This is a genomic window from Sphaerisporangium sp. NPDC005288 (assembly GCF_040607475.1).
GTDB classification, from domain to species: Bacteria; Actinomycetota; Actinomycetes; order Streptosporangiales; family Streptosporangiaceae; genus Sphaerisporangium; species Sphaerisporangium rhizosphaerae.
Genome location: NZ_JBEXGT010000010.1, coordinates 1 through 19,232, shown reverse-complemented (window position 1 = coordinate 19,232; position 19,232 = coordinate 1). Strand labels below are relative to the sequence as shown.

19 protein-coding genes are annotated in these 19,232 nt (G+C 73.3%); 8 read left to right on the top strand and 11 right to left on the bottom strand.

The window, feature by feature from the left end; genetic code table 11:
• Window positions 1-42 precede the first annotated feature (42 nt).
• From ABZU32_RS11925 to ABZU32_RS11915, 3 genes are all read right to left on the bottom strand, one after another.
• Window positions 43-1,491, bottom strand: a complete 1,449-nt coding sequence (locus ABZU32_RS11925) for an RNA polymerase sigma factor (RefSeq protein ID WP_354920659.1) — start codon at window positions 1,489-1,491, stop codon at window positions 43-45.
• 426 nt (window positions 1,492-1,917) lie between these two features.
• A complete protein-coding gene (locus ABZU32_RS11920) occupies window positions 1,918-2,262 on the bottom strand; it encodes a hypothetical protein (protein ID WP_354920656.1) in 345 nt (114 codons plus the stop codon).
• An 82-nt stretch (window positions 2,263-2,344) separates the two neighbouring features.
• Window positions 2,345-3,478 (bottom strand): AMP-binding protein, encoded by a 1,134-nt coding sequence (locus tag ABZU32_RS11915; protein ID WP_354921003.1) that lies wholly within the window; start codon window positions 3,476-3,478, stop codon window positions 2,345-2,347.
• A 141-nt stretch (window positions 3,479-3,619) separates the two neighbouring features.
• Here ABZU32_RS11915 and menB point away from each other — a divergent pair, with 141 nt between their 5' ends.
• The 3 genes from menB (at window position 3,620) to ABZU32_RS11900 (ending at window position 6,934) form a co-directional block, all read left to right on the top strand.
• Entirely contained in the window at window positions 3,620-4,441 is an 822-nt protein-coding gene (gene menB / locus ABZU32_RS11910) for a 1,4-dihydroxy-2-naphthoyl-CoA synthase (RefSeq protein WP_354921000.1), read from the top strand.
• Between the two features lie 77 nt (window positions 4,442-4,518).
• Window positions 4,519-6,174: a 2-succinyl-5-enolpyruvyl-6-hydroxy-3-cyclohexene-1-carboxylic-acid synthase gene (menD, locus tag ABZU32_RS11905; RefSeq protein WP_354920653.1), complete on the top strand. Its 1,656-nt coding sequence runs from the start codon at window positions 4,519-4,521 to the stop codon at window positions 6,172-6,174.
• Between the two features lie 61 nt (window positions 6,175-6,235).
• Complete coding sequence (locus tag ABZU32_RS11900; RefSeq protein WP_354920650.1) at window positions 6,236-6,934, top strand: DedA family protein; 699 nt, start codon at window positions 6,236-6,238, stop codon at window positions 6,932-6,934.
• On the opposite strand, the gene ABZU32_RS11895 is transcribed toward ABZU32_RS11900, so the two are convergent.
• A complete protein-coding gene (locus ABZU32_RS11895) occupies window positions 6,901-7,641 on the bottom strand; it encodes a GntR family transcriptional regulator (protein WP_354920647.1) in 741 nt (246 codons plus the stop codon). The two genes, ABZU32_RS11900 and ABZU32_RS11895, sit on opposite strands and share 34 nt — an antisense overlap.
• Window positions 7,642-8,010: 369 nt before the next feature.
• Between ABZU32_RS11895 and ABZU32_RS11890 the strand changes: the two genes are divergently transcribed.
• Genes ABZU32_RS11890 through ABZU32_RS11880 form a run of 3 tightly spaced genes read left to right on the top strand, consistent with a single transcriptional unit; the run spans window position 8,011 to window position 10,882 of the window.
• Window positions 8,011-9,003, top strand: coding sequence for a sugar ABC transporter substrate-binding protein (locus ABZU32_RS11890; protein ID WP_354853880.1), 993 nt, complete (start codon window positions 8,011-8,013; stop codon window positions 9,001-9,003).
• Window positions 9,000-10,034, top strand: a complete 1,035-nt coding sequence (locus ABZU32_RS11885; RefSeq protein ID WP_354920644.1) for an ABC transporter permease — start codon at window positions 9,000-9,002, stop codon at window positions 10,032-10,034. Before ABZU32_RS11890 ends, ABZU32_RS11885 begins: the two co-directional genes overlap by 4 nt.
• On the top strand, window positions 10,031-10,882 hold the full coding sequence (locus ABZU32_RS11880) for an ATP-binding cassette domain-containing protein (protein WP_354920641.1): 852 nt from the start codon (window positions 10,031-10,033) through the stop codon (window positions 10,880-10,882). The genes ABZU32_RS11885 and ABZU32_RS11880 overlap by 4 nt, the downstream gene beginning before the upstream one ends.
• Window positions 10,883-10,911: 29 nt before the next feature.
• Here the strand turns inward: ABZU32_RS11880 and ABZU32_RS11875 are convergent, their stop codons facing one another.
• Entirely contained in the window at window positions 10,912-12,141 is a 1,230-nt protein-coding gene (locus ABZU32_RS11875) for an isochorismate synthase (protein ID WP_354920638.1), read from the bottom strand.
• Between the two features lie 233 nt (window positions 12,142-12,374).
• Here ABZU32_RS11875 and ABZU32_RS11870 point away from each other — a divergent pair, with 233 nt between their 5' ends.
• Window positions 12,375-13,310 carry an SGNH/GDSL hydrolase family protein gene (locus ABZU32_RS11870; protein ID WP_354920635.1) on the top strand — a complete coding sequence of 312 codons (936 nt, stop codon included), beginning with the start codon at window positions 12,375-12,377 and terminating at the stop codon, window positions 13,308-13,310.
• 84 nt (window positions 13,311-13,394) lie between these two features.
• Here ABZU32_RS11870 and ABZU32_RS11865 read toward each other — a convergent pair whose 3' ends face one another.
• From ABZU32_RS11865 to ABZU32_RS11845, 5 genes are all read right to left on the bottom strand, one after another.
• Window positions 13,395-13,703 carry a hypothetical protein gene (locus ABZU32_RS11865; RefSeq protein WP_354920632.1) on the bottom strand — a complete coding sequence of 103 codons (309 nt, stop codon included), beginning with the start codon at window positions 13,701-13,703 and terminating at the stop codon, window positions 13,395-13,397.
• Window positions 13,704-13,875: 172 nt separating this feature from the next.
• The gene (locus tag ABZU32_RS11860) at window positions 13,876-14,481 is read right to left on the bottom strand and encodes a response regulator transcription factor (protein WP_354853891.1); all 606 of its coding nucleotides are present in this window, start codon (window positions 14,479-14,481) and stop codon (window positions 13,876-13,878) included.
• Window positions 14,478-15,629: a sensor histidine kinase gene (locus ABZU32_RS11855; RefSeq protein WP_354920629.1), complete on the bottom strand. Its 1,152-nt coding sequence runs from the start codon at window positions 15,627-15,629 to the stop codon at window positions 14,478-14,480. Before ABZU32_RS11855 ends, ABZU32_RS11860 begins: the two co-directional genes overlap by 4 nt.
• Before the next feature lie 49 nt (window positions 15,630-15,678).
• Window positions 15,679-16,404, bottom strand: a complete 726-nt coding sequence (locus ABZU32_RS11850) for an ABC transporter permease (protein WP_354920626.1) — start codon at window positions 16,402-16,404, stop codon at window positions 15,679-15,681.
• Window positions 16,404-17,342: an ABC transporter ATP-binding protein gene (locus ABZU32_RS11845; protein WP_354920623.1), complete on the bottom strand. Its 939-nt coding sequence runs from the start codon at window positions 17,340-17,342 to the stop codon at window positions 16,404-16,406. Before ABZU32_RS11845 ends, ABZU32_RS11850 begins: the two co-directional genes overlap by 1 nt.
• Before the next feature lie 229 nt (window positions 17,343-17,571).
• Here ABZU32_RS11845 and ABZU32_RS11840 point away from each other — a divergent pair, with 229 nt between their 5' ends.
• A complete protein-coding gene (locus tag ABZU32_RS11840; RefSeq protein ID WP_354920621.1) occupies window positions 17,572-18,201 on the top strand; it encodes a hypothetical protein in 630 nt (209 codons plus the stop codon).
• 320 nt (window positions 18,202-18,521) lie between these two features.
• Here the strand turns inward: ABZU32_RS11840 and ABZU32_RS11835 are convergent.
• The coding region (locus tag ABZU32_RS11835; protein WP_354920618.1) for an arabinofuranosidase catalytic domain-containing protein at window positions 18,522-19,232 on the bottom strand (711 nt) is incomplete at its 5' end.

Genomic DNA, 19,232 nt, shown 5'->3' with positions numbered 1-19,232 from the left:
GGTGGTCCGGCGCCGCGGCCGGCCGGACCGATCGAGCAGCGGTCAGCTGGCCCAGTCGAGCAGCGGACGGGTGTTGCTCGGGTGGCGCAGCTTGGACAGCGATTCCTTCTCGAGCTGGCGGATGCGCTCGCGGGTGAGCCCGAGGTGCTTGCCGATCTCGTCCAGGGTGTGCGGCTTGCCGTCGATCAGGCCGAAGCGCAACGCCATGATCTTGGCCTCGCGGGGGGTGAGGTTGCCCAGCACTCCGCGCAGCTCCGCGCCCAGCAGCTGCCGGTCGACGACCTCGGAGGCTTCTGGGGCGTCGACGTCCTCGATGAGGTCGCCGATGGTCGTCTCGCCGTCCTCGCCGATGGTGGCGTTGAGGCTGATCGGCTGGCGACTGGTGCGCAGCAGCTCCTCGATCTGGTCGGGGGTCTTGTCCAGCTCCACCGCCAGCTCCTCGGGGGTGGGCTCGCGGCCGAGCCGCTGGTGCATGTCGCGCTCGATGCGCGACAGCTTGGACAGCATCTCCAGCACGTGCACCGGGAGCCTGATGGTGCGGGCCGAGTCGGCGAAGCCGCGCTGGATCGCCTGCCGGATCCACCACATGGCGTAGGTGGAGAACTTGTAGCCCTTGGAGTAGTCGAACTTCTCCACCGCGCGGATCAGGCCGAGGTTGCCCTCCTGCACCACGTCGAGCAGGGCCATGCCGCGGTCGGTGTACTTCTTGGCCACCGAGACCACCAGGCGCAGGTTGGCCTCCAGCATGTGGTCCTTGGCCCGCCTGCCGTCCTCGGCCACCCACTCGAGGTCCTCGCGCCGGGCGGCGCTGAGGGAGGGGTCGTTCTCCAGCTTGTACTCGGCGTACAGGCCGGCCTCGATGCGCTTGGCGAGCTCGACCTCCTCGGCGGCGGTCAGCAGGGTGCGGCGGCCGATCGACTTGAGGTAGGTGTGCACGGAGTCGCCCATGACCGAGGACTGGTCGTCCAGGTCCAGCGGCTCGTTCTGCAGTTCGCTCTCGTCCGGCTCGCTCCAGCCGTCCTCGGGCTCGGGAGTCTCCTCGGCCGCCGGGGGCCGGGACGGCGCGGGCGCCGCCGGGGCGGGGGAGACCGGCGCGGCCTCCCCGCCCGGGCGCGTGGTCCGGCGGGTGGCGTGGCGGCGGCGGGTCGTGATGGTGCCCTCGGAGCCCTCGGCGGTGGCCGCCGGGTCCGCGGTCGTGCTGGTGCGTGTCATTGCGCTCTTCGCGGTAGTCTTCACTGCGGTGCTCTTACGGGTCCTTCGCGCCGGGCCGCCAGGGGCGGCGTCGTTCTCCGCGGCCAGGCTCACGCCGGCCTCGGTGAGCTCGCGCAAGATCGAACGACCCTTGGCCGGGCTGATCTGCGCTGACGAGAACGCCTCGCGGAGCTCCGCGAGGGAAAGGTGACCTTGCGCTCGCCCTCGGTCGAGGACCTGAGCGAGCGTCGTCGGGGTCGCCTCGCGCGATGGCGAGGTCGCCGCGGCAGTTCGGGGCATGAGCACACCTCCTCCGTCACGGAGTCGTCATTTCGGTCTTGGGATGGCGCGGCGTTCGAGGTTCGGCGCACCAGTATCAATAACGTCAGGCGGCGCGGTTTGTTCCCGCACGGCGCACGCCCGCCGGGAGATCCTCCGCGAGAGCGCGCAGGTCGCCGCCGGTGGCCGTCCCGGCCGCGCGGTGTCGGGGGGCTGCACGGTCTCTCCGTTCGTCGGCGTCGGTCGGGCTCTGGACCCCCCTGCCCGCGATCGCCCGTCCCACACGGCCGGCCGCCGATCGCCCCCGGCCGCGCGGCCTGTGCTCCCCGCCGTCCGATCGGCGGGGACGTCGGTGCGGAACAGGCCCGCGCGGTGGGGAAACGGCCCCGCACGCGAGGAGGCGGGCCGCCGTACGGCGGCCCGCCTCCCGCGACGGCTCGTGCGGCCTTACTTGGGCTTCTTCTCCCCGGTGAGCACGGGGATGGGGAGAGGCTCGGCCTCTTCCAGGCGCTTCTCGGTCCAGTACTCGGCGACCTTCTTGGGATCGCGGTTCATCTGGTCGTCGACGAAGACCGACGGCGCGCTCGTGGGTTCCGCGTTGGCCGGGACGCCGGGCCCGGGGATCTGGCCGGGTGCCTCGCCCGGAGCGTAGGTCGTCGAGCTCTCGCTCGTCCGGCCGGCCTTCTCGGACTCGACCCGTCCCGTGGCGGCGGCGGCCGCGACGGATATCCCCCCGACGAGGACCGCTCCCACCACTCCGGCGGAGATCCACATCTTGCGGGTTGGGTTCATCAAGGCGTCCTTCCTAGATCCACTGCTGTCGGTATGACGCGCTGGATGCGGCGTACGGTTCCCCTTCGACGCGACATTGTGGTCAACGAACCTCTCTTGCGCCACCAAACCCGGAAATATCACGTCGTATGGCGACAAGATCGTGTTTGCCGTTCGGCAGCAGCGGCAGCCGGTCGCGCACCGCCAGCGCCCGCGGCGCCGCGTACCCCGGCAGGCGCTCCTTCACCAGGGCGCGCAGCTCACCCAGCGCCGGGGGAGCGGCCGGGTCGGCGGCCACCACCACCGCGACGACCTCCTCGCCCCACTCGTGGTGCGGCCGCCCGACGACGACGGCGTCGCGGACCCCCGGATGGCCGGACAGGACGCCCGCCACCGTCCCGGCGACCACCTTGCGCCCCCCGGTGTTGATCACGTCGTCGGCGCGGCCCACCACGCGCAGCCGGCCCTCCTCCAGCGTGCCGAGGTCGGAGGTGAGGTACCAGCCGTCCCGCAGCGACGCGGCGGTCAGGTCGGGGCGCAGCCGGTAGCCGGAGAACAGCACGGGCCCGGAGAGGCGCACCCGCCCGTCCGGCCCGACCGCGGCGCCCACCCCGTCCAGCGGGACGCCGTCGTAGACGCACCCGCCGCACGTCTCGCTCATGCCGTAGGTGGTCACCACGCGCGCTCCGGCGGCGCGCGCCTCCGCAAGCAGGCCGGGCGGCGGGGCGGCGCCGCCGAGGAGGATCGTGCGGAAGGCCGACAGGTCGGCGCCGATGTCGATCAAGCGTCTGAGCTGCGTCGGGACCAGCGACACGTGGTCGGCGCCGCTGGCGGCCACCGCCTCGGGCGAGAACCGCTCGTGGATCAGGGGCGCCGCGCCGCCCAGCAGCGAGCGCACCAGCACCGCCAGCCCCGACACGTGCGAGACGGGCAGGCAGCACAGCCACCGCTCGCCCGGCCGGGCGCCGAGGCGGGCCAGCGAGGCCGCGGCCGAGGCGGTCAGGGCGCCGGCGGTCAGCTCGGCCCCCTTGGGGACGCCCGTCGAGCCGCTCGTCGCGATGATCACCGCGGTGTCCCCGGACGCGGGGACCCCGCCCTCCCGGGGCCGCACCCCGCCGGCGGTCACCACATGGGTCGGGCGCAGCGCCTCCAGTGCCTCCCGCAGCGCCGGGGCCGGCAGCTCCGGAGCCAGGGGCAGCACGGCGGGGCCGCCGTCGAGCAACGCCCGGCGAACCATGCCGAACAGGTCGGGACCGGGAGGGAGGACCACCGCGTGCACAGGACGCTCACTCACGGTCGTAAGGTTAGTCCCGATGAGAGGGGTCCCGGCCGTGCCCTGCCGGGCGACGCGCAGGTGAGTGGAGGAGCGAGCGTGACCGTGAGCACTGTCGACTGGAAGCGGTCCGGTGACTACGAGGACATCATCTACGAGACGGCCGACGGCATCGCGAAGATCACGATCAACCGCCCCGAGCGGCGCAACGCCTTCCGCCCGACCACCCTCTTCGAACTCCAGCACGCGTTCAACGCCGCCCGCGACGACGGCGAGGTCGGCGTGGTCGTCCTCACCGGCGCCGGCACCGAGGCGTTCTGCTCCGGCGGCGACCAGAAGATCCGCGGCGACGACGGCTACGTCGGCCCCGACGGCATCGGCCGGCTCAACGTGCTGGACCTGCAGATCCAGATCCGCCGCCTGCCCAAGCCGGTCGTCGCCATGGTCGCCGGGTACGCCGTGGGCGGCGGCCACGTGCTGCACGTCTGCTGCGACCTCACCATCGCCGCCGACAACGCCGTGTTCGGCCAGACCGGCCCCAAGGTCGGCTCCTTCGACGGCGGATACGGCGCGTGGCTGCTCGCCGAGACCGTGGGGCTGAAGAAGGCCCGCGAGATCTGGTACCTGTGCCGCTTCTACAACGCGCAGGAGGCCCTGGACATGGGCCTGGTCAACACGGTCGTCCCGCTGGAGCGGCTGGAGGAGGAGACCGTCCAGTGGTGCCGCGAGATGCTGGACAAGTCGCCGCTGGCCCTGCGCATGCTCAAGGGCGCCATCAACGCCGTCAGCGACGGCGCGGCCGGCATGCAGCAGTTCGCCGGTGACGCCACCCTGCTGTACTACATGAGCGAAGAGGCCCAGGAGGGCCGCGACGCCTTCAAGGAGAAGCGCCGCCCCGACTTCTCCCGCTTCCCGCGCCGCCCCTAGATGAGGGCCTTCCCCCTTCCCCCGCGCGCCCGTCCCGCCGGGCGGGCCGCCCGGCAGGTCCCGTTCGAGGAGGGCAGGTGAACCCCGCCACCGCGCTGTCCGGCGTCCTGGTCGACGAGCTGGTGCGCTGCGGGCTGACCGAGGTGGTGCTGGCTCCCGGCTCCCGCTCGGCGCCGCTGGCCATCGCGGCGCACGGCGACCCGCGCGTGCGCCTGCACGTGCGCATCGACGAGCGGTCGGCGTCGTTCCTGGCCCTGGGCCTGGCCCGCAGGTCCGAGCGGCCGGTCGCGCTGGTGTGCACCTCCGGCACCGCCGCCGCCAACTTCCACCCCGCGGTGATCGAGGCCCACGAGTCGGGCGTCCCGCTGCTGGTGCTGACCGCCGACCGCCCGCCCGAGCTGCGCGCCACCGGGGCCAGCCAGACCATCGACCAGATCAAGCTGTACGGGTCGTCGGTCCGCTGGTTCAGCGAGATCGGCGTGCCCGAGGAGCGGCCGGGCCAGGTCGCGTACTGGCGGTCGCTGGCCGGCCGCGCCTACCAGCGCGCCCTCGGGCCCGGCGACCCCGGCCCGGTCCACCTGAACGTGGCCTTCCGCGAGCCGCTGGTCCCCGACGGCGACACCTCCTGGTGCGAGCCGCTGGAGGGCGGCGCGGCCGGGCCCTGGGTGCGCGCCCGGGTGGCCCCGCCCTCGGCGGGCCTGCACGTCTCGCCCACCCGCCGCGGCGTGCTGGTGGTCGGCGACGGCGCCTCCAACGTGCGCCGCTACGTCGCCGCCGCCGGAATGGCCGGTTGGCCGGTGCTGTCGGAACCCACCGGCGGGGCCAGGTACGGTGACCACGCCATCTCGGCCTACCACTTCCTGCTCGGCGCCCCCGAGTTCGCCGACGCCCACCGCCCCGACGTGGTCGTCACGCTCGGCCGGCCCAGCCTGTCGCGCCCCCTGCTGTCGTGGCTCACGCAGGCGCGCGAGCACATCGTCGTCGCCTCCGACCTGTCCCACTGGCCCGACCCCACCCGCTCGGCCACCCAGGTCGCCCAGGCCGTGGAGATCCCCGTCGCGGCCGGCGACGACGGCTGGCTGTGGTCCTGGCGCAACGCCGAGGCCGCCGCGCGCGCCGCCGTCGACGCCGTGCTGGACGAGGCCGAGCTGAGCGAGCCGCGCCTGGCCAGAGACCTGGCCGAGGCGCTGCCCAACAACGCCCTGCTGTTCTGCGGGTCCTCCATGCCCATCAGGAACCTCGACCAGGCCATGCGCCCCCGGCGCGGTGTGCGGCTGCTGGCCAACCGCGGCGCCTCGGGCATCGACGGGCTGGTGTCCACCGCGATGGGCGCCGCGCTCGCCCACAACGGGCCCTCCTACGCCCTCATCGGCGACCTCACCCTGCTGCACGACCAGAACGGCCTGGTGCTCGGCCCCCGCGAGCCCCGGCCCGACCTGTGCCTGGTCGTCGTCAACAACGACGGCGGCGGCATCTTCTCGCTGCTGCCGCAGGCGGCGCTGCCCGATTCCTTCGAGCGGGTCTTCGGCACTCCGCACGGGGTGAACCTGTCCTACCTCGCCGCCGCCACGGGCACCCCGCACACCCTGCTGTCCTCCATCGGCGACCTGCCCAAGGCCATCCGGGGAGAGGGCCCCCGCATCGTGGAGGTGCGCACCGACCGGGCGGAGAACGCCCGCGTCCACGCGGCCATGCGCGAGGCCGCCCACGCGGCCCTCAGGGATCTCCCTTAGAAGTCCCCGATGTTTCCCGCGCACGCCAAGAGAGGGCATCCCACCGCATAAAGTGTGAGCCATGCATGTCGAGGAATGGCTCCAGGCGATCCCCCCGCTGTGGATCTGCGTGATCGTCGGCGTGGTGATCGGTGTCGAGAGCCTCGGCATCCCGCTGCCCGGCGAGATCGTCCTGGTCAGCGCCGCGCTGCTGTCGGCGCAGCACGTCGTCAGCCCGGTGTGGGTCGGGGTGTGCGCGAGCGCCGGGGCCATCATCGGCGACTCGATCGGGTACGTCATCGGCCGCAAGGGCGGGCAGCCGCTGTTCGACCGGCTGGCCAGACGCTTTCCCAAGCATTTCGGCCCCGGGCACATCGCCAAGGCCGAGAAGGCCTTCGACCGGTGGGGCATGTGGGCGGTGTTCTTCGGCCGCTTCATCGCGCTGCTGCGCATCCTGGCCGGGCCGCTGGCCGGGGCGTTGCGCATGCCCTACTGGCGGTTCCTGATCGCCAACGTCCTGGGCGGCATCACCTGGGCGGGCGGCACCACCGCCGTCATCTACTACCTGGGCATCGTCGCCGACCGCTGGCTCAAGGGCTTCTCGTGGGTCGGCCTGGTCGTCGCCGTGCTGTTCGGCTGCGCCACCACGCTGTACATCAAGCGCCGAGCCGGGCGGGCGTCCGAGCCCGATGAGCCGGACCAGGCGGCCGAGACCGCCGGGACCGCCGAGACGACCGGGACCGCCCCTCAGCGTTCGATCAGCGTGACCTCCAGCGAGTAGTGCGAGGCCCGGTAGACGTGCGAGCCGTGCTCGACGGCCCTGCCCTGGTCGTCGTAGGTCGTGCGCACCATCGTCAGCAGCGGCGCCCCCCGGCGCTCGTCCAGCAGACGCGCCTCCGCGGGGGTGGCCGCGCGGGCGCCGATGCGCTGGTTGGCCACCCGCATGCGCACCCCGGCCGAACGCAGCAGCTCGTACAGGCCGCGTTCCTCGAGGGACTGCGCGCTCAGCGGCCCGAGACCCGCCGGCAGCCAGTTGTGCAGCAGGGCCAGCGGCTCGCCCGCGGCGTAGCGCACCCGCTCCAGGCGCAGCACCTCGGTGCCGGGCGGCACGCCGAGGACCGCGGCGATCTCGTCGGAGGCGCCGATGGGCTCCAGGGAGAGCACCTTGGTGCCCGGCTCCTGACCGGCCCGGCGCAGGTCGTCGTACAGGCTGGTCAGCTCGACCGTGCGCTTCACCTGGCCGTGCACCACCTGGGTGCCGACGCCGCGTTTGCGCACGAGCAGGCCCTTGTCCACCAGATACTGGATGGCCTGGCGGATGGTCGGGCGCGACAGCCCGAGCCGGTCGGCGAGCAGGATCTCGTTGTCGAGCCGAGCCCCGGGCACCAGGTCGCCCCGGCGGATCGCCTCGGCGATCTGCTCGGCCACCTGGAAGTAGAGCGGCACCGGGCTGGAGCGATCGAGGTCGATGTCGAGTCGAGTGCCCATGCCTTCTCCCGGCTCGGTGACTGATCGCTGTGGAACGAGGCTAGCGGACATCAGAATGTCCTGACAAATATTGACGCCGGGGAAGTGCCCATGTCAGACGGGTACCTCCGGGTGGCCGGCGGCGCCGGACGGGCGCCCGGCGCCGCCGACGGCCGTGTCAGGTCACCGCGGACGCCGTCGTGCGCGCCTGCTCGCCGGTGTGGACGGCCCCAGGCCCCGGCGCGGCGCCCTGACCTGGCGTACTGGCGAGGACTGCCGATGGGTCATACATCCGAATGTCACGACAAATTATTGACAGGCAGGTTACCTGAGGTTACAAACTCTGGCATGCGGCCGATCCCGACCCCCGGGACGGTGCGGGAGGTGACCATGAGGTTGACCACACGCCTGGTTGCGGCGACGGCTCTGGCGACACTGGCGCTCGGCGGGTGCTCCGGCGGCGACCCGACCACCCCGGCGGCCGGTGGTGCCCCGGCGTCGGCGGCGGCGGGCGCACAGGACGGCGGCGGGACCTTCGCCGTGATCACTCACGGCGCTCCCGGCGACGCGTTCTGGGACGTCGTCAAGAACGGCGCCGAGGCCGCCGGCAAGCGGTACGGCGCCACGGTGACCTACCAGGGCGACGGCGACCCGGCCAAGCAGGCGCAGCTCATCGACCAGGCCGTCAGCCAGAAGGTCGACGGCGTGGTGGTCTCCATGGCCAACCCCGACGCGCTGAAGGAGGCCATCGGCAAGGCGGTCGCCGCCAAGATCCCGGTCGTCACCATCAATTCCGGCGCCGACAGCTCCAAGGAGTTCGGCGCCATCACCCACGTCGGGCAGTCGGAGGAGGTCGCCGGGCGCGGCGCGGGGGAGAAGCTCAAGGCCGCGGGCGTCACCAAGCTCCTGTGCGTCATCCACGAGGCGGGCAACGTCGGCCTGGACCAGCGGTGCAACGGCGCCACCGCGACCCTCGGCGGCACCGTCGAACGGCTCCAGGTGGACGTGAGCAACCTCGCCGACGCCACCTCCAAGATCAAGGCCAAGCTCCAGAGCGACGCCTCGGTCAACGGCGTGCTGGCCCTCAACCCGGCGGTCGCCATCGCCGCCCGCGACGCGATCCAGGACGGCGGCTCCAAGGCCGAGCTGGCCACCTTCGACCTGTCGGCCGACGTCGTCGACGCCATCGAGGCCGGAGAGATCCTGTTCGCCGTCGACCAGCAGCAGTACCTGCAGGGCTGGCTGCCGATCACCTTCCTGTACCTGTACAAGAACAACCTCAACACCGTCGGCGGCGGCCTGCCCGTCAACACCGGCCCTGGGTTCGTGACCAAGGAGAACGCGGCCCAGGTCGCCAAGCTCGCCCAGGGCGGCACCCGGTGACCAGTCTCACCGCCGACGAGCGCGTCGCGGGCTCCGGGCGGGCCCGGCGCCTGCTGATCCGCCCGGAACTCGGCTCGGTGGTCGGCGCGGTCGCGGTCTTCGCCTTCTTCTCCGCCCAGTCGGCCGTCTTCCGGTCGGCCGACGGGGTGGCCAACTGGCTCGACCCGGCCTCCACGCTGGGCATCATGGCCGTCGCCATCGCCCTGCTCATGATCGGCGGCGAGTTCGACCTGTCGGCCGGCGTGCTCACCGGCACGACGGGGCTGGTGATGGTGACCCTGGCCACCAGGTTCGGCTGGAACGTGTGGGCCGCCATGCTCGCCGGCCTGGCGCTGGCGCTGGCGATCGGTTTCGCCAACGGCCTGCTGGTGGTGCGCACCCGGCTGCCGAGCTTCATCGTCACCCTCGGCACCTTCCTGATGCTGCAAGGGCTCAACCTCGGGGTCACCAAGGCCATCACCGGCACCGTGCAGGTGAGCGGGCTGCGCAGGGCCGAGGGCTACCAGGGCGCGCGCGCCCTGCTGGCCGGCTCGGTCAGCGCCGGCGGGGTGGACTTCCGGGTGGCCATCTTCTGGTGGATCGGCGTCACCGTCCTGGCGACGTGGGTCCTCATGCGCACCAGGGCGGGCAACTGGATCTTCGCGGTGGGCGGTGACGAGCAGGCGGCGCGGGCCGTCGGCGTGCCCGCCGCGCGCACCAAGATCGCGCTGTTCATGACCACGGCCACCGCCGCCTGGCTGGTCGGCTCGATCATGGCGCTGCGCTTCACCTCGGTCCAGGCCAACGCCGGCATCGGCCAGGAGTTCATCTACATCATCGCCGCGGTGATCGGCGGATGCCTGCTGACCGGCGGATACGGCTCGGCGGTCGGCGCCTCCATCGGTGCGGTGATCTTCGGGATGGCCGACAAGGGCATCGTGTTCGCCGGATGGGACGCCGACTGGTTCAAGTTCTTCCTGGGCGCGATGCTGCTGCTGGCCACCTTGGCCAACCGCCTGGTGCGCCGCTACGCCGAGGAGGTCAGGCGATGACGCCGGACACCGTGCCCGCGAGCCGGCCGGGCGCCGCGGCCGCGCCGCTGCTGGAGGTCCGCGACATCGGCAAGACCTTCGGCGGCGTCATCGCCCTGCGGGGCGTGTCGATGCTCGTGCGCGCGGGCGAGGTCACCTGCGTGCTGGGCGACAACGGCGCCGGCAAGTCGACGCTCATCAAGATCCTCGCCGGGGTCCACCAGCAGGACCAGGGCGAGTACCTGCTGGACGGCGTGCCGGTGCGGCTCGGCGGGCCCCGCGAGGCGCTGGACTGCGGCATCGCCACGGTCTACCAGGACCTGGCGATGATCCCGCTGATGTCGGTCTGGCGGAACTTCTTCCTCGGCTCCGAGCCGGTCACCGGACCGCTGCGCCGCTTCGACGTGGCGCGCGCCAGAAAGGTGGCGCGCGAGGAACTGCGCGCCATGGGCATCGACGTCCGCGACGTCGACCAGCCGGTCGGCACGCTGTCGGGCGGCGAGCGCCAGTCGGTCGCCATCGCCCGCGCGGTGTACTTCGGGGCGCGGGTGCTCATCCTGGACGAGCCGACCTCCGCCCTCGGCGTCAGACAGGCCGGGGTGGTGCTCCGCTACATCGCCAGGGCGCGCGACCGGGGCCTCGGCGTGGTGTTCATCACCCACAACCCCCACCACGCCTTCCCGGTGGGCGACCGCTTCCTGCTCCTCAACCGGGGCGCGAGCCTCGGGCGGTTCGACAGGGACGCCATCACCCGCGAAGAGCTGACCTCCCTGATGGCCGGCGGCGCCGAACTGGACGACCTCACCCATGAACTCGACCGCCACGCGGCCTCCCCGGCGGGCGGCCAGGACGACACCACGGGAGGCTGAGCGGGGGCGCGGAGGGCCGGCCGCGCGCCTCAGCTTTCCAGGGCGTGGCGCATGACGCGGAACTTGGCCTGGGCCTCGGCCAGCTCGGCCGCCGGGTCGGAGTCGCCCATGATGCCGCAGCCGGCGAACAGCCGCGCCCGGCGTCCCTGGATCTGGGCGCAGCGCAGCGCGATGCCCCACTCGCCGTCACCGCGCCCGTCGATCCACCCGACCGGGCCGGCGTACCCGCCGCGGTCCATGCCCTCCAGTTCGCGGATCACCTCCAGCGCGACGGGGGTCGGCGTGCCGCCGACCGCCGCCGTCGGGTGCATGGCGGCCACCACGTCGAGCACCGACGCGCCGTCCGCCAGCCGGCCGCGCACCCGGCTGGCCAGGTGCTGCACGTTGGGCAGCACCAGCAGTTCGGGCTCGTCGGGCACGGTGAGCGAGGCGCACAGCGGCGTAAGAGTCTCGCGGACCGAGGCGACCGCGCAGGCGTGCTCGTAGCGGTCCTTGCGGGAGGCGAACAGGGCCGCCGCCTGGGCGCGGTCCTCCTCAGGGCCGGACCCGCGGTAGGTCGTGCCGGCCAGCACCAGCGACTCGACGGCCTTGCCGGTGTGCCGCACCAGCAACTCGGGGGTGGCCCCCACCAGGCCCGCGCAGGAGAAGGTGTAGCAGTCGGGGTAGGCCGAGGCCAGCCGCTCCAGCAGCAGGCGCACGTCGATGTCGCGCTCGGCGGTGGCGACCAGGTCGCGGGCGAGCACGACCTTCTCCAGCCGCCCCGACCTGATCTCGCCGACCGCGCGGCCCACGGCGTGCTGCCATCCGGGCGCGGTGAGCGAGCCGTCGCCGTAGACGACGCGGCCAGGGGAGGAGGGGGGCGCCATCAGCTCCATCGGCGGCTCGCCGATCGTGGTCAGCCACGCGCGGCCGTTCCTGCGGCCCAGCACGACGCGGGGGATCACCAGCACCGAGCCGGGGGCGTCGGGGTCGAAGGTGAACGAGCCGAACGCCACCGGGCCGGACCCGGGCACGCTTACGTCGTCGTCCACGCGGGCCTCGCCGAACGCCGTCGCCAGCCACGCCCTGGCCCAGTCGAAGCGGCCGGGACCGGGCGGCACCGTCACCCTGGCCGCCTCACCCCAGGCGACCAGGCCCTCGCCCCGGTGGACCCAGGCGTAAGGGGGAGCCTGTGGCAGTCGCGCGACCAGATCGCCGGTGTGATCGATGGGGATGGTGCGTACCAGCGGGGGGCGGGTTATCCCGAGCGCGACACTCACTCTGCCCACCTTATGCGGAATCTGAACACGTTCGACATCGGGTCCCCGTCTCACCGCCCCCGCCGGTCACGGGTGAGCGGGCGTCATCGGCGTCTACATACGCCTGCTTCGCTGTCAAGCCGCGATAGGAACTTGGTCAACGGTAGCAACGCCTTCCCCGGAGGTAATAGAGCGCACCCTTGCCGATCTCTACCTTGGGTTCTCGATCTCCCGCCCGGGATGGATCGTTCCAGGTGGAGGTGACCATGGTCCGCAAGATCGCGCTCGTTCTCGCCGCCGCGGTGGTGTGCGCGCCCGGCACGGCCGCCGCCGCCGCGGCCGCCGCCGAGCCGGTGCCGCCGGTGATGGCGGCGCTGGGCGACTCGATCAGCGCGGGCTTCAACGCGTGCGGCTGGTACGTCTCGTGCACCTCCCGGTCGTGGTCGGCCGGCGACCACCCCTCGGTGAACAGCCACTACCTGCGCCTGCTCGGCTACGGCCAGGCCGTCAAGGGCCACAACCTCAACTTCGCCGTCCCCGGCTCGACCAGCGCCGACCTGGCGGGGCAGGCGCAGAAGGCCGTGGCCGCCAAGGCCGCCTACGTCACCATCCTGATCGGCGCGCAGGATGCCTGCACGGCCACCGAGTCGCGCATGACGCCGGTGTCCACCTACCGCGCCCGGGTCGAGCGGGCGCTCGACGTGCTGGCCGCCGCCGGCGTCAAGGTGTTCGTGGCCAGCATCCCCGACCTCAAGAGGCTGTGGCGCATCGGCAAGGACAACGTCGTGGCCCGCGCCTTCTGGGCGCTCGGCCACATCTGCCCGGCGATGCTGACCGACGCCGACTCCATGGCGAAGAAGGACCAGGCCCGCCGCGACCGCGTCAGAGAACGCGTCGAGGACTACAACGAGGCGATGCGGCAGGCGTGCGCGGCCTACGGTCCGGGGTGCCGCTCCGACGAGGGCGCGGTGTTCGGCTACCCGTTCACCCTCGACCACATCAGCAAGTGGGACTACTTCCACCCCAACGCCGACGGCCAGCGCGCCCTCGCCCGGACCACCTTCCCGCACGGGTTCACCTGGCAGAAGTCCCCGCTCGGCCGCACCTCCGAGCCCGGCCCCGTGCCGCCCGTCCCCGACCCCCGCGCCCTCGCCACCTCCGGCACGGCCGCGCTCCCGGCCCGCGGGTGACCTTCCCTGTGCACCCGCGGGCATCGGGACGGGCCGGGGCCGCGGGTACCGAGGGCGACGACGGGCAGGCAGGCCCAGGGCGGGTCAGGGGGCGCCGGGGTGTGGCTGTGCCAGCACGGCGGCCAGGGCCCGCAGGGTGATGTCGCGGCCCGAGACCACGGCCACCATGCGTCCGTGCGGTGTCACCTTCCCGGCGATCAGCGCGGCGACGGCCGCCGCGCCGGCGCCCTCGGCGGGCTGGAGACTGTCCAGCTTCAGCGCGGGCTCCCGCGCGGTGCCCGCCCCCGGGTCGACCGGGGTGGGAGCCAGGTGAGCGGCGACCAGGCGCCACGCGGTCCGCGTCTCTTCGGCCGTGGGAACGGCGACGGAGCGCGCCGGCGAAGGTGAGGTCATGCTTCGACCATGCGCCGGCGCCCGGAAGGCGTCCAGGGGCGCGCGCTCACGCCGAGCCGGAGGTCTTGTCGTGCTCGACCCCGAGAAGCTTCCGCGTCGAAGGACGGCCGGTTCGCCGGGGCGTTCGAGCCGGTCGGCGCCTCGACGGTGCTAAGAGCGGCGCCGGACGGCGTCACAGCCAGCCGTTGTGGCGGGCGGCGGTGGCGGCCTCGATGCGGTTGCGGGTGCCGGTCTTGCCGATGGCGGCCGACAGGTAGTTGCGCACGGTGCTCTCCGACAGGTGCAGCCGCCGGGAGATGTCGGCGATGGTCGAGCCGTCGGCCGCGGCCGCCAGGACGTCGCGCTCGCGGTCGGTCAGCGGGCTCGGCCCCGCGCTCAGCGCGGCCGCCGCGAGCGCCGGGTCGATCACGCGCTCGCCTGCCAGGACGCGGCGCACGGCCGCCGCGAGCTCCTCCACCGGGCCGTCCTTGACCATGAACCCGTACGCGCCGGCCTCCATGGCCCTGCGCAGGTACCCGGGCCGCCCGAACGTCGTCAGAATCAGCACCCGGCACGACGGCAGGCGCTCGCGCAGGTCGGCGGCGGCGTCCAGCCCGCTGCGGCCGGGCATCTCGATGTCCAGCAGCGCCACGTCGGGCCGCTGCTCCAGCGCCGCGGCGACGACCTCCTCCCCGGAGGACACCTGGGCCACCACCTCGATGTCGTCCTCCAGACCGAGCAGCAGGGCGAGCGCTCCGCGCATCATGCCCTGGTCCTCGGCCAGCAGCACCCGGATCACCGGGCCTCCCGCGGCAGCGTGACCCGCAGGCGGAAGCCGCCGGAGGGCGGGTCGTCCACCTCGAGCAGCCCCCCGGCCGCCCTCACCCGCTCGCGCAGCCCGCGCAGCCCATGGCCGGTGTCCGCGCGGCGGGCGCCGCCCCGGCCGTCGTCGACGATCTCCAGCACCATGCCATTGTCGCCGGAGCCGAGGGTGATCTCGCACGCGTGCGCCCCGCTGTGGCGGATCAGGTTGGTCACCCCCTCGCGCACCGCCCAGCCGAGCAGCGCGTCGGTCTCGGGCGGCAGGTCGTCCACCGGCATGCGCGTGGTCAGGCGCACTCCGGCGCCGGACAGGACGGCGTGCGCCGACGCCAGTTCGGCGGCCAGGCCCCGACCCCGGTAGCCGGTGACGGCGGCGCGCACCTCCGCCAGGGCCTCGCGCCCGATGCGCTCGATGTCGCGGGCCTGCTCGGCGGCGGCCTCGACGTCGGCCGGCAGGACGCGGCGCACGGCCTCGGCCTTGACGACGACCACCGAGAGGGTGTGGCCGAGCAGGTCGTGCAGGTCGCGGGAGAAGCGCAGGCGCTCCTCGGCGACGGCCGTCCTGGCCAGCTCCTCACGGGTCTCGCGGAGCTGCGCGATCACCTCGAACAGTCTCAGTATGATCGCCGGGACGAGCCCGGCGGTGAAGGTGCCCCAGCCCAGTGCGAGCAGGGAGCCCCAGTCGAGTTCACCGCCGGAGAGCAGGCCGTCGTGGAAGGCCGTGACGCCGGTGGCCGCGACGATGGCCGCGCCCAGCACCGCGGCGACGCGTCCCATGCCCTTGACCGCGACCCCGCAGGCGATGGCGAACAAGGGGAACAGCAGGATGAAGGAGTCGTTCAGCAGGGAGAGCCACACGGTGAGCGCGCCCAGGGCCGGCAGCGGCAGGCGCTCGGCCCGGCGGGCGTCGGTGAACGCCAGCCTGACCGTCACCACGTACAGCACGGCCACGGCCGAGAGGCCCGGCGCGGTGACCCACACCGGCCGGGCCTCGCCCTGGACGACCTCCACCAGCGGGACGATCAGCAGCACCAGCCAGATCATGAAACCGTTGGCGTCGGGACCCTGCGCCGCGAACTCGGGGTCGGGACGGTCGTCGGGGCCCTCGCAGGTCCGCTCGTTCACCGGGACAACCTAGCCGCCGCGCGGGCGCGCCCGGCGCGAAGGGGCGCGCTCACGCCGCCCGGCCGGCGCGCCGGTAGCCGTACAGCGCGTAGGCGCCGAAGACGGCCAGCCAGCCGAGCAGGACGAGCACCGAGCGCGGGGACGGGGCTTGGCCGAAGGCGACGCGCCAGGACATGTCGGCGTATCCGTGGGTCGGCGTCCACTCCGAGATCGCCTTCAGCCAGCGGGGGAACCGGTCGGCCGGGATCCACAGCCCGCCGACCACGGCGAGCCCCATGCTGGCCGCGAAGTTGGCGATGCCCGCCGACTGCGAGGTGAGGCGGTAGCCGTTGCCGAGGCCGAACAGCGTGAACGGGATCGTGCCCGCCCACAGCAGGGCGATGATCGACGCCCACTGGCCCGGGCTGAGGGCCACGTGGTTGACCAGCGTGCCGGCCACGAGCACCGCGGCGATGGCCGGCACGACGACGACCATGCCGGTGATCGTCTTGCCCGCGACGACCGTGGCGGGGGCGAGGGGGGTGAGCCGCAGCTGGCGCACCCAGCCCAGCGCCTTGTCCTCGCCGAGGCCGGTGCCGTTGTTGAAGGCCGCGCCGATGCCACCGTAGGCGGCCATGCTGACCATGACGAACAACGCGACCTGCCTCTCGTCGCCCGGGGCCAGGCCGAGCGTGGTGAAGATCAGGTACATCACCACGGGCATCGCGACGCCGAAGATGAGGAAGGTGACGTCCCGCAGGACGCGCACCAGTTCGAGGCGGACGTAGCCGAGCATCAGGCGGCGCTCTCTTCCTCGGCCCCGCGGGCCGCGGTGGTGGGGGAGGGGGAGGCGGCGCCCCGGCCGGTCAGGGCGACGAAGGCGTCCTCCAGGTCGGCGGGGGAGACCTCCAGGTCGCGCACGGCCCGCGCCTCGGCGAGCGCCATGACGGTGGCGTCGGAGTCGGTGGTGCGCAGGTGGGCGCGCCGCCCGCGGATCTCGACCATGCTCACGCCGGGCAGGCGGCCCAGCCAGGAGGTCTCGCCGTCGACCGAGAGGCTGACGGTGGTGAGCGCGGCGACGCGCTTGATCTCCCTGCTGGTGCCGTCGGCGACCACCCGGCCCCGGTCGATCACCACGATGCGGTCGGCGTGCTCGTCGGCCTCCTCCAGGTAGTGGGTGGAGAACAGGATCGTCTTGCCCCGGGCGGCGTAGCGGCGCATGCCGTCCCAGAACTCGCGCCTGGCCTCCACGTCCAGCGCGGCGGTGGGCTCGTCCAGCACGATCAGGTCGGGGTCCCCGGCCAGGGCCAGGGCGAAGCGCACGCGCTGGGCCTGCCCGCCGGACAGCTTGTCCACCCGGCGTCCGGCCAGGTCGGTGAGCCGGGCGGTGGCCAGGACGTCGGCCACCGGAAGCGGGGCGGCGTAGGCGCCGGCGACGAAGGCGACCAGTTCGCGCACCGTCACCCTGGAGATCAGTCCGCCTTCCTGCGGCATGGCGCCCATGCGTCCCGCGCGCACGGCGGCGCTCGGGGCGCCGCCGAAGACCCGCACCCGCCCGGCGTCCGGGACGGTCAGGCCGAGGAGCATGCCGATCGTGGTCGACTTGCCGGCGCCGTTGGGGCCGAGAAGGGCCAGCGTCTGGCCCTGGGGGATGTCGAGGCTCAGTCCGTCGACGGCACGGACGGCCCCGAAGCTCTTGGTCACCTCTTCGAGTGACACGGCGTTCACGCTCATGTCCACGACGGTAGGGATCACGGCCCACCGGCCGGTAGGCACGCCGATCCGCCGTCCGCCAGGACAAAAGTACCGGTCGACTTCCTGTGATCTACATTGTAAAGGGGGTGGCCTGGGTACGCGCGTGAACACCGTGGACACCGCACGAGCCCGGCGGGCATCATCGAGGGGAACACCGGCGGCCGGCCTGCGCAGGCCGACGGTGCGCGCCCGCGGAAGGACGAGCCCGGTGAGCAACCCCGACCAGACCTTGGCGGCCATCGACGACGTGCTCGCCGGCTGGGAGTCCGGCCCCGACGCCATGGTCTGGACCGCCGCGCCTCCCGAGGCCGCCGCCCCGGCCGGCCCCGCCCCTCGCGCCGGCCGGGAACCCGAGCCCGCGTACGGGGCGGCCGGCGGCGGCGTCGGATCCGCGTCGGGAAGGTCCGATGGGGGGTCTTCACCCGCGTCCGAGACGTTCGGTGGCCGATCCGGGGCCTACGGTGGCGGGTCTGAGACGTTCGGTGGCGGGTCCGGGACGTCCGCCGGGGCGGTTCCGGGTGGACGCGCGGCCCGTCCGGTCGCGGTGATGCTCACCCAGGGGTTCGCCGTCTGGGCGCGGTCCCCGGCGGTGCGGCGCATGATCGCCTTCGCCCAGAGCCTGGAGGGCCAGGCCGTGGCCGAGGTCTGCGGGCGCCGCGGCGACGAGCGCGGCCTTCGCCCCTGCCTTTGCCTGTGCGCCACCCGGCACCGCGGGCGGGCGGGCATCTGCGACGGCGAGGCCGTCGGCACCCATCCCCACGAGTCGCTGACCACCGGCCTGGTCGAGGTGCCGATGTGCCGCCCCTGCCTGTCGGCGGACAGGCCCGCGACGCCATAGGGCTCTGCCTGCCCCGAACGTTCACCGGGCCGGGCGCCGTAGGCGACGCCGGCACCGCCGACCCGGCGCAGACCACCTCCAGCGCGCGCCGGGAGAAGGCGGGTCGTCGGCCAGGACGCATGCGAACGGCGTCCGGTGGCCTTCATCCGCCCAAGCGGAGAACGAGGGGCGGGGACCTCCGTGCCCGTCCGCCGCCGTCGCCCTCCCTGGGCCGTGCCTGGGGAAGGCGGGCGAGCCGCCGCCTTCGCCGCACCGGCCGGGCGCCACGGGACGGCGTCCGGCCGGGGTTCCTTCCGAGGGCGGCTCTCACCGCTGAGGCGTCAGCTCCGCAGGCTCCACTGCTGGTTGGATCCGCCGTTGCAGGCCCAGAGGATGAGCTTGGTGCCGTTGGCCGTGGCCGCCGCGTTGGCGTCCAGGCACAGGCCGGACTGCACGCCGGTGATGGTGCCGTTGGAGTTGACGTTCCACTGCTGGTTGGTCTGGTTGTTGCAGTCCCAGATGATCACCTGGGTGCCGTTGGCGGTGCCCTGCCCGTTGGCGTCCAGGCACTTGTTGCCGTACACCTGCAATTGCTTGCCCGAGGTGGAGGTGAACCGCTGGTTGGTGCCGCTCCCGCAGTCCCAGATCTGCACCTGGGTGCCGTTGGTGGTGCTGGAGTTCGGCACGTCGGCGCACCGGCCCGACTGGCCGCCCACGATCTGGACGCCCTGCTGCGGGTTGCCGCCGCCCGACACCGCGTACCCGGCGGCGGTGATGTTGGCCTGGACGGCGTTCTCGGTGGCGTCGGAGGGATAGCCGGAGGTCATCACGCCCTCGTAGAAGGTGCCGGCGGCGCCGATGCTGTTGTCGCCGCCGATGCCCAGGATGATGGCCCCTTCCTTCTTCATCGGGTTGTAGCCCGACACGTTGGGCCGCACCCCGTTGTAGAAGGTGGACAGGCTTCCCGACTGGGCGTTGCCGCCGCGGATGGCCCAGTGGTTGGGCTCGCCCTTGACGATCGCGGTCAGGAACCGGTGGCTGATGCTGGGGTC

What these genes read in the sequence shown, in the direction of transcription:
- ABZU32_RS11925 (WP_354920659.1), bottom strand. Translation starts at nt 1,491, where the DNA reads ATGCCCCGAACTGCCGCGGCGACCTCGCCATCGCGCGAGGCGACCCCG.
- ABZU32_RS11920 (WP_354920656.1), bottom strand. Translation starts at nt 2,262, where the DNA reads ATGAACCCAACCCGCAAGATGTGGATCTCCGCCGGAGTGGTGGGAGCG.
- ABZU32_RS11915 (WP_354921003.1), bottom strand. Translation starts at nt 3,478, where the DNA reads ATGGTTCGCCGGGCGTTGCTCGACGGCGGCCCCGCCGTGCTGCCCCTG.
- ABZU32_RS11900 (WP_354920650.1), top strand. Translation starts at nt 6,236, where the DNA reads ATGCATGTCGAGGAATGGCTCCAGGCGATCCCCCCGCTGTGGATCTGC.
- ABZU32_RS11895 (WP_354920647.1), bottom strand. Translation starts at nt 7,641, where the DNA reads ATGGGCACTCGACTCGACATCGACCTCGATCGCTCCAGCCCGGTGCCG.
- ABZU32_RS11890 (WP_354853880.1), top strand. Translation starts at nt 8,011, where the DNA reads ATGAGGTTGACCACACGCCTGGTTGCGGCGACGGCTCTGGCGACACTG.
- ABZU32_RS11880 (WP_354920641.1), top strand. Translation starts at nt 10,031, where the DNA reads ATGACGCCGGACACCGTGCCCGCGAGCCGGCCGGGCGCCGCGGCCGCG.
- ABZU32_RS11865 (WP_354920632.1), bottom strand. Translation starts at nt 13,703, where the DNA reads ATGACCTCACCTTCGCCGGCGCGCTCCGTCGCCGTTCCCACGGCCGAA.
- ABZU32_RS11850 (WP_354920626.1), bottom strand. Translation starts at nt 16,404, where the DNA reads ATGCTCGGCTACGTCCGCCTCGAACTGGTGCGCGTCCTGCGGGACGTC.
- ABZU32_RS11845 (WP_354920623.1), bottom strand. Translation starts at nt 17,342, where the DNA reads ATGAGCGTGAACGCCGTGTCACTCGAAGAGGTGACCAAGAGCTTCGGG.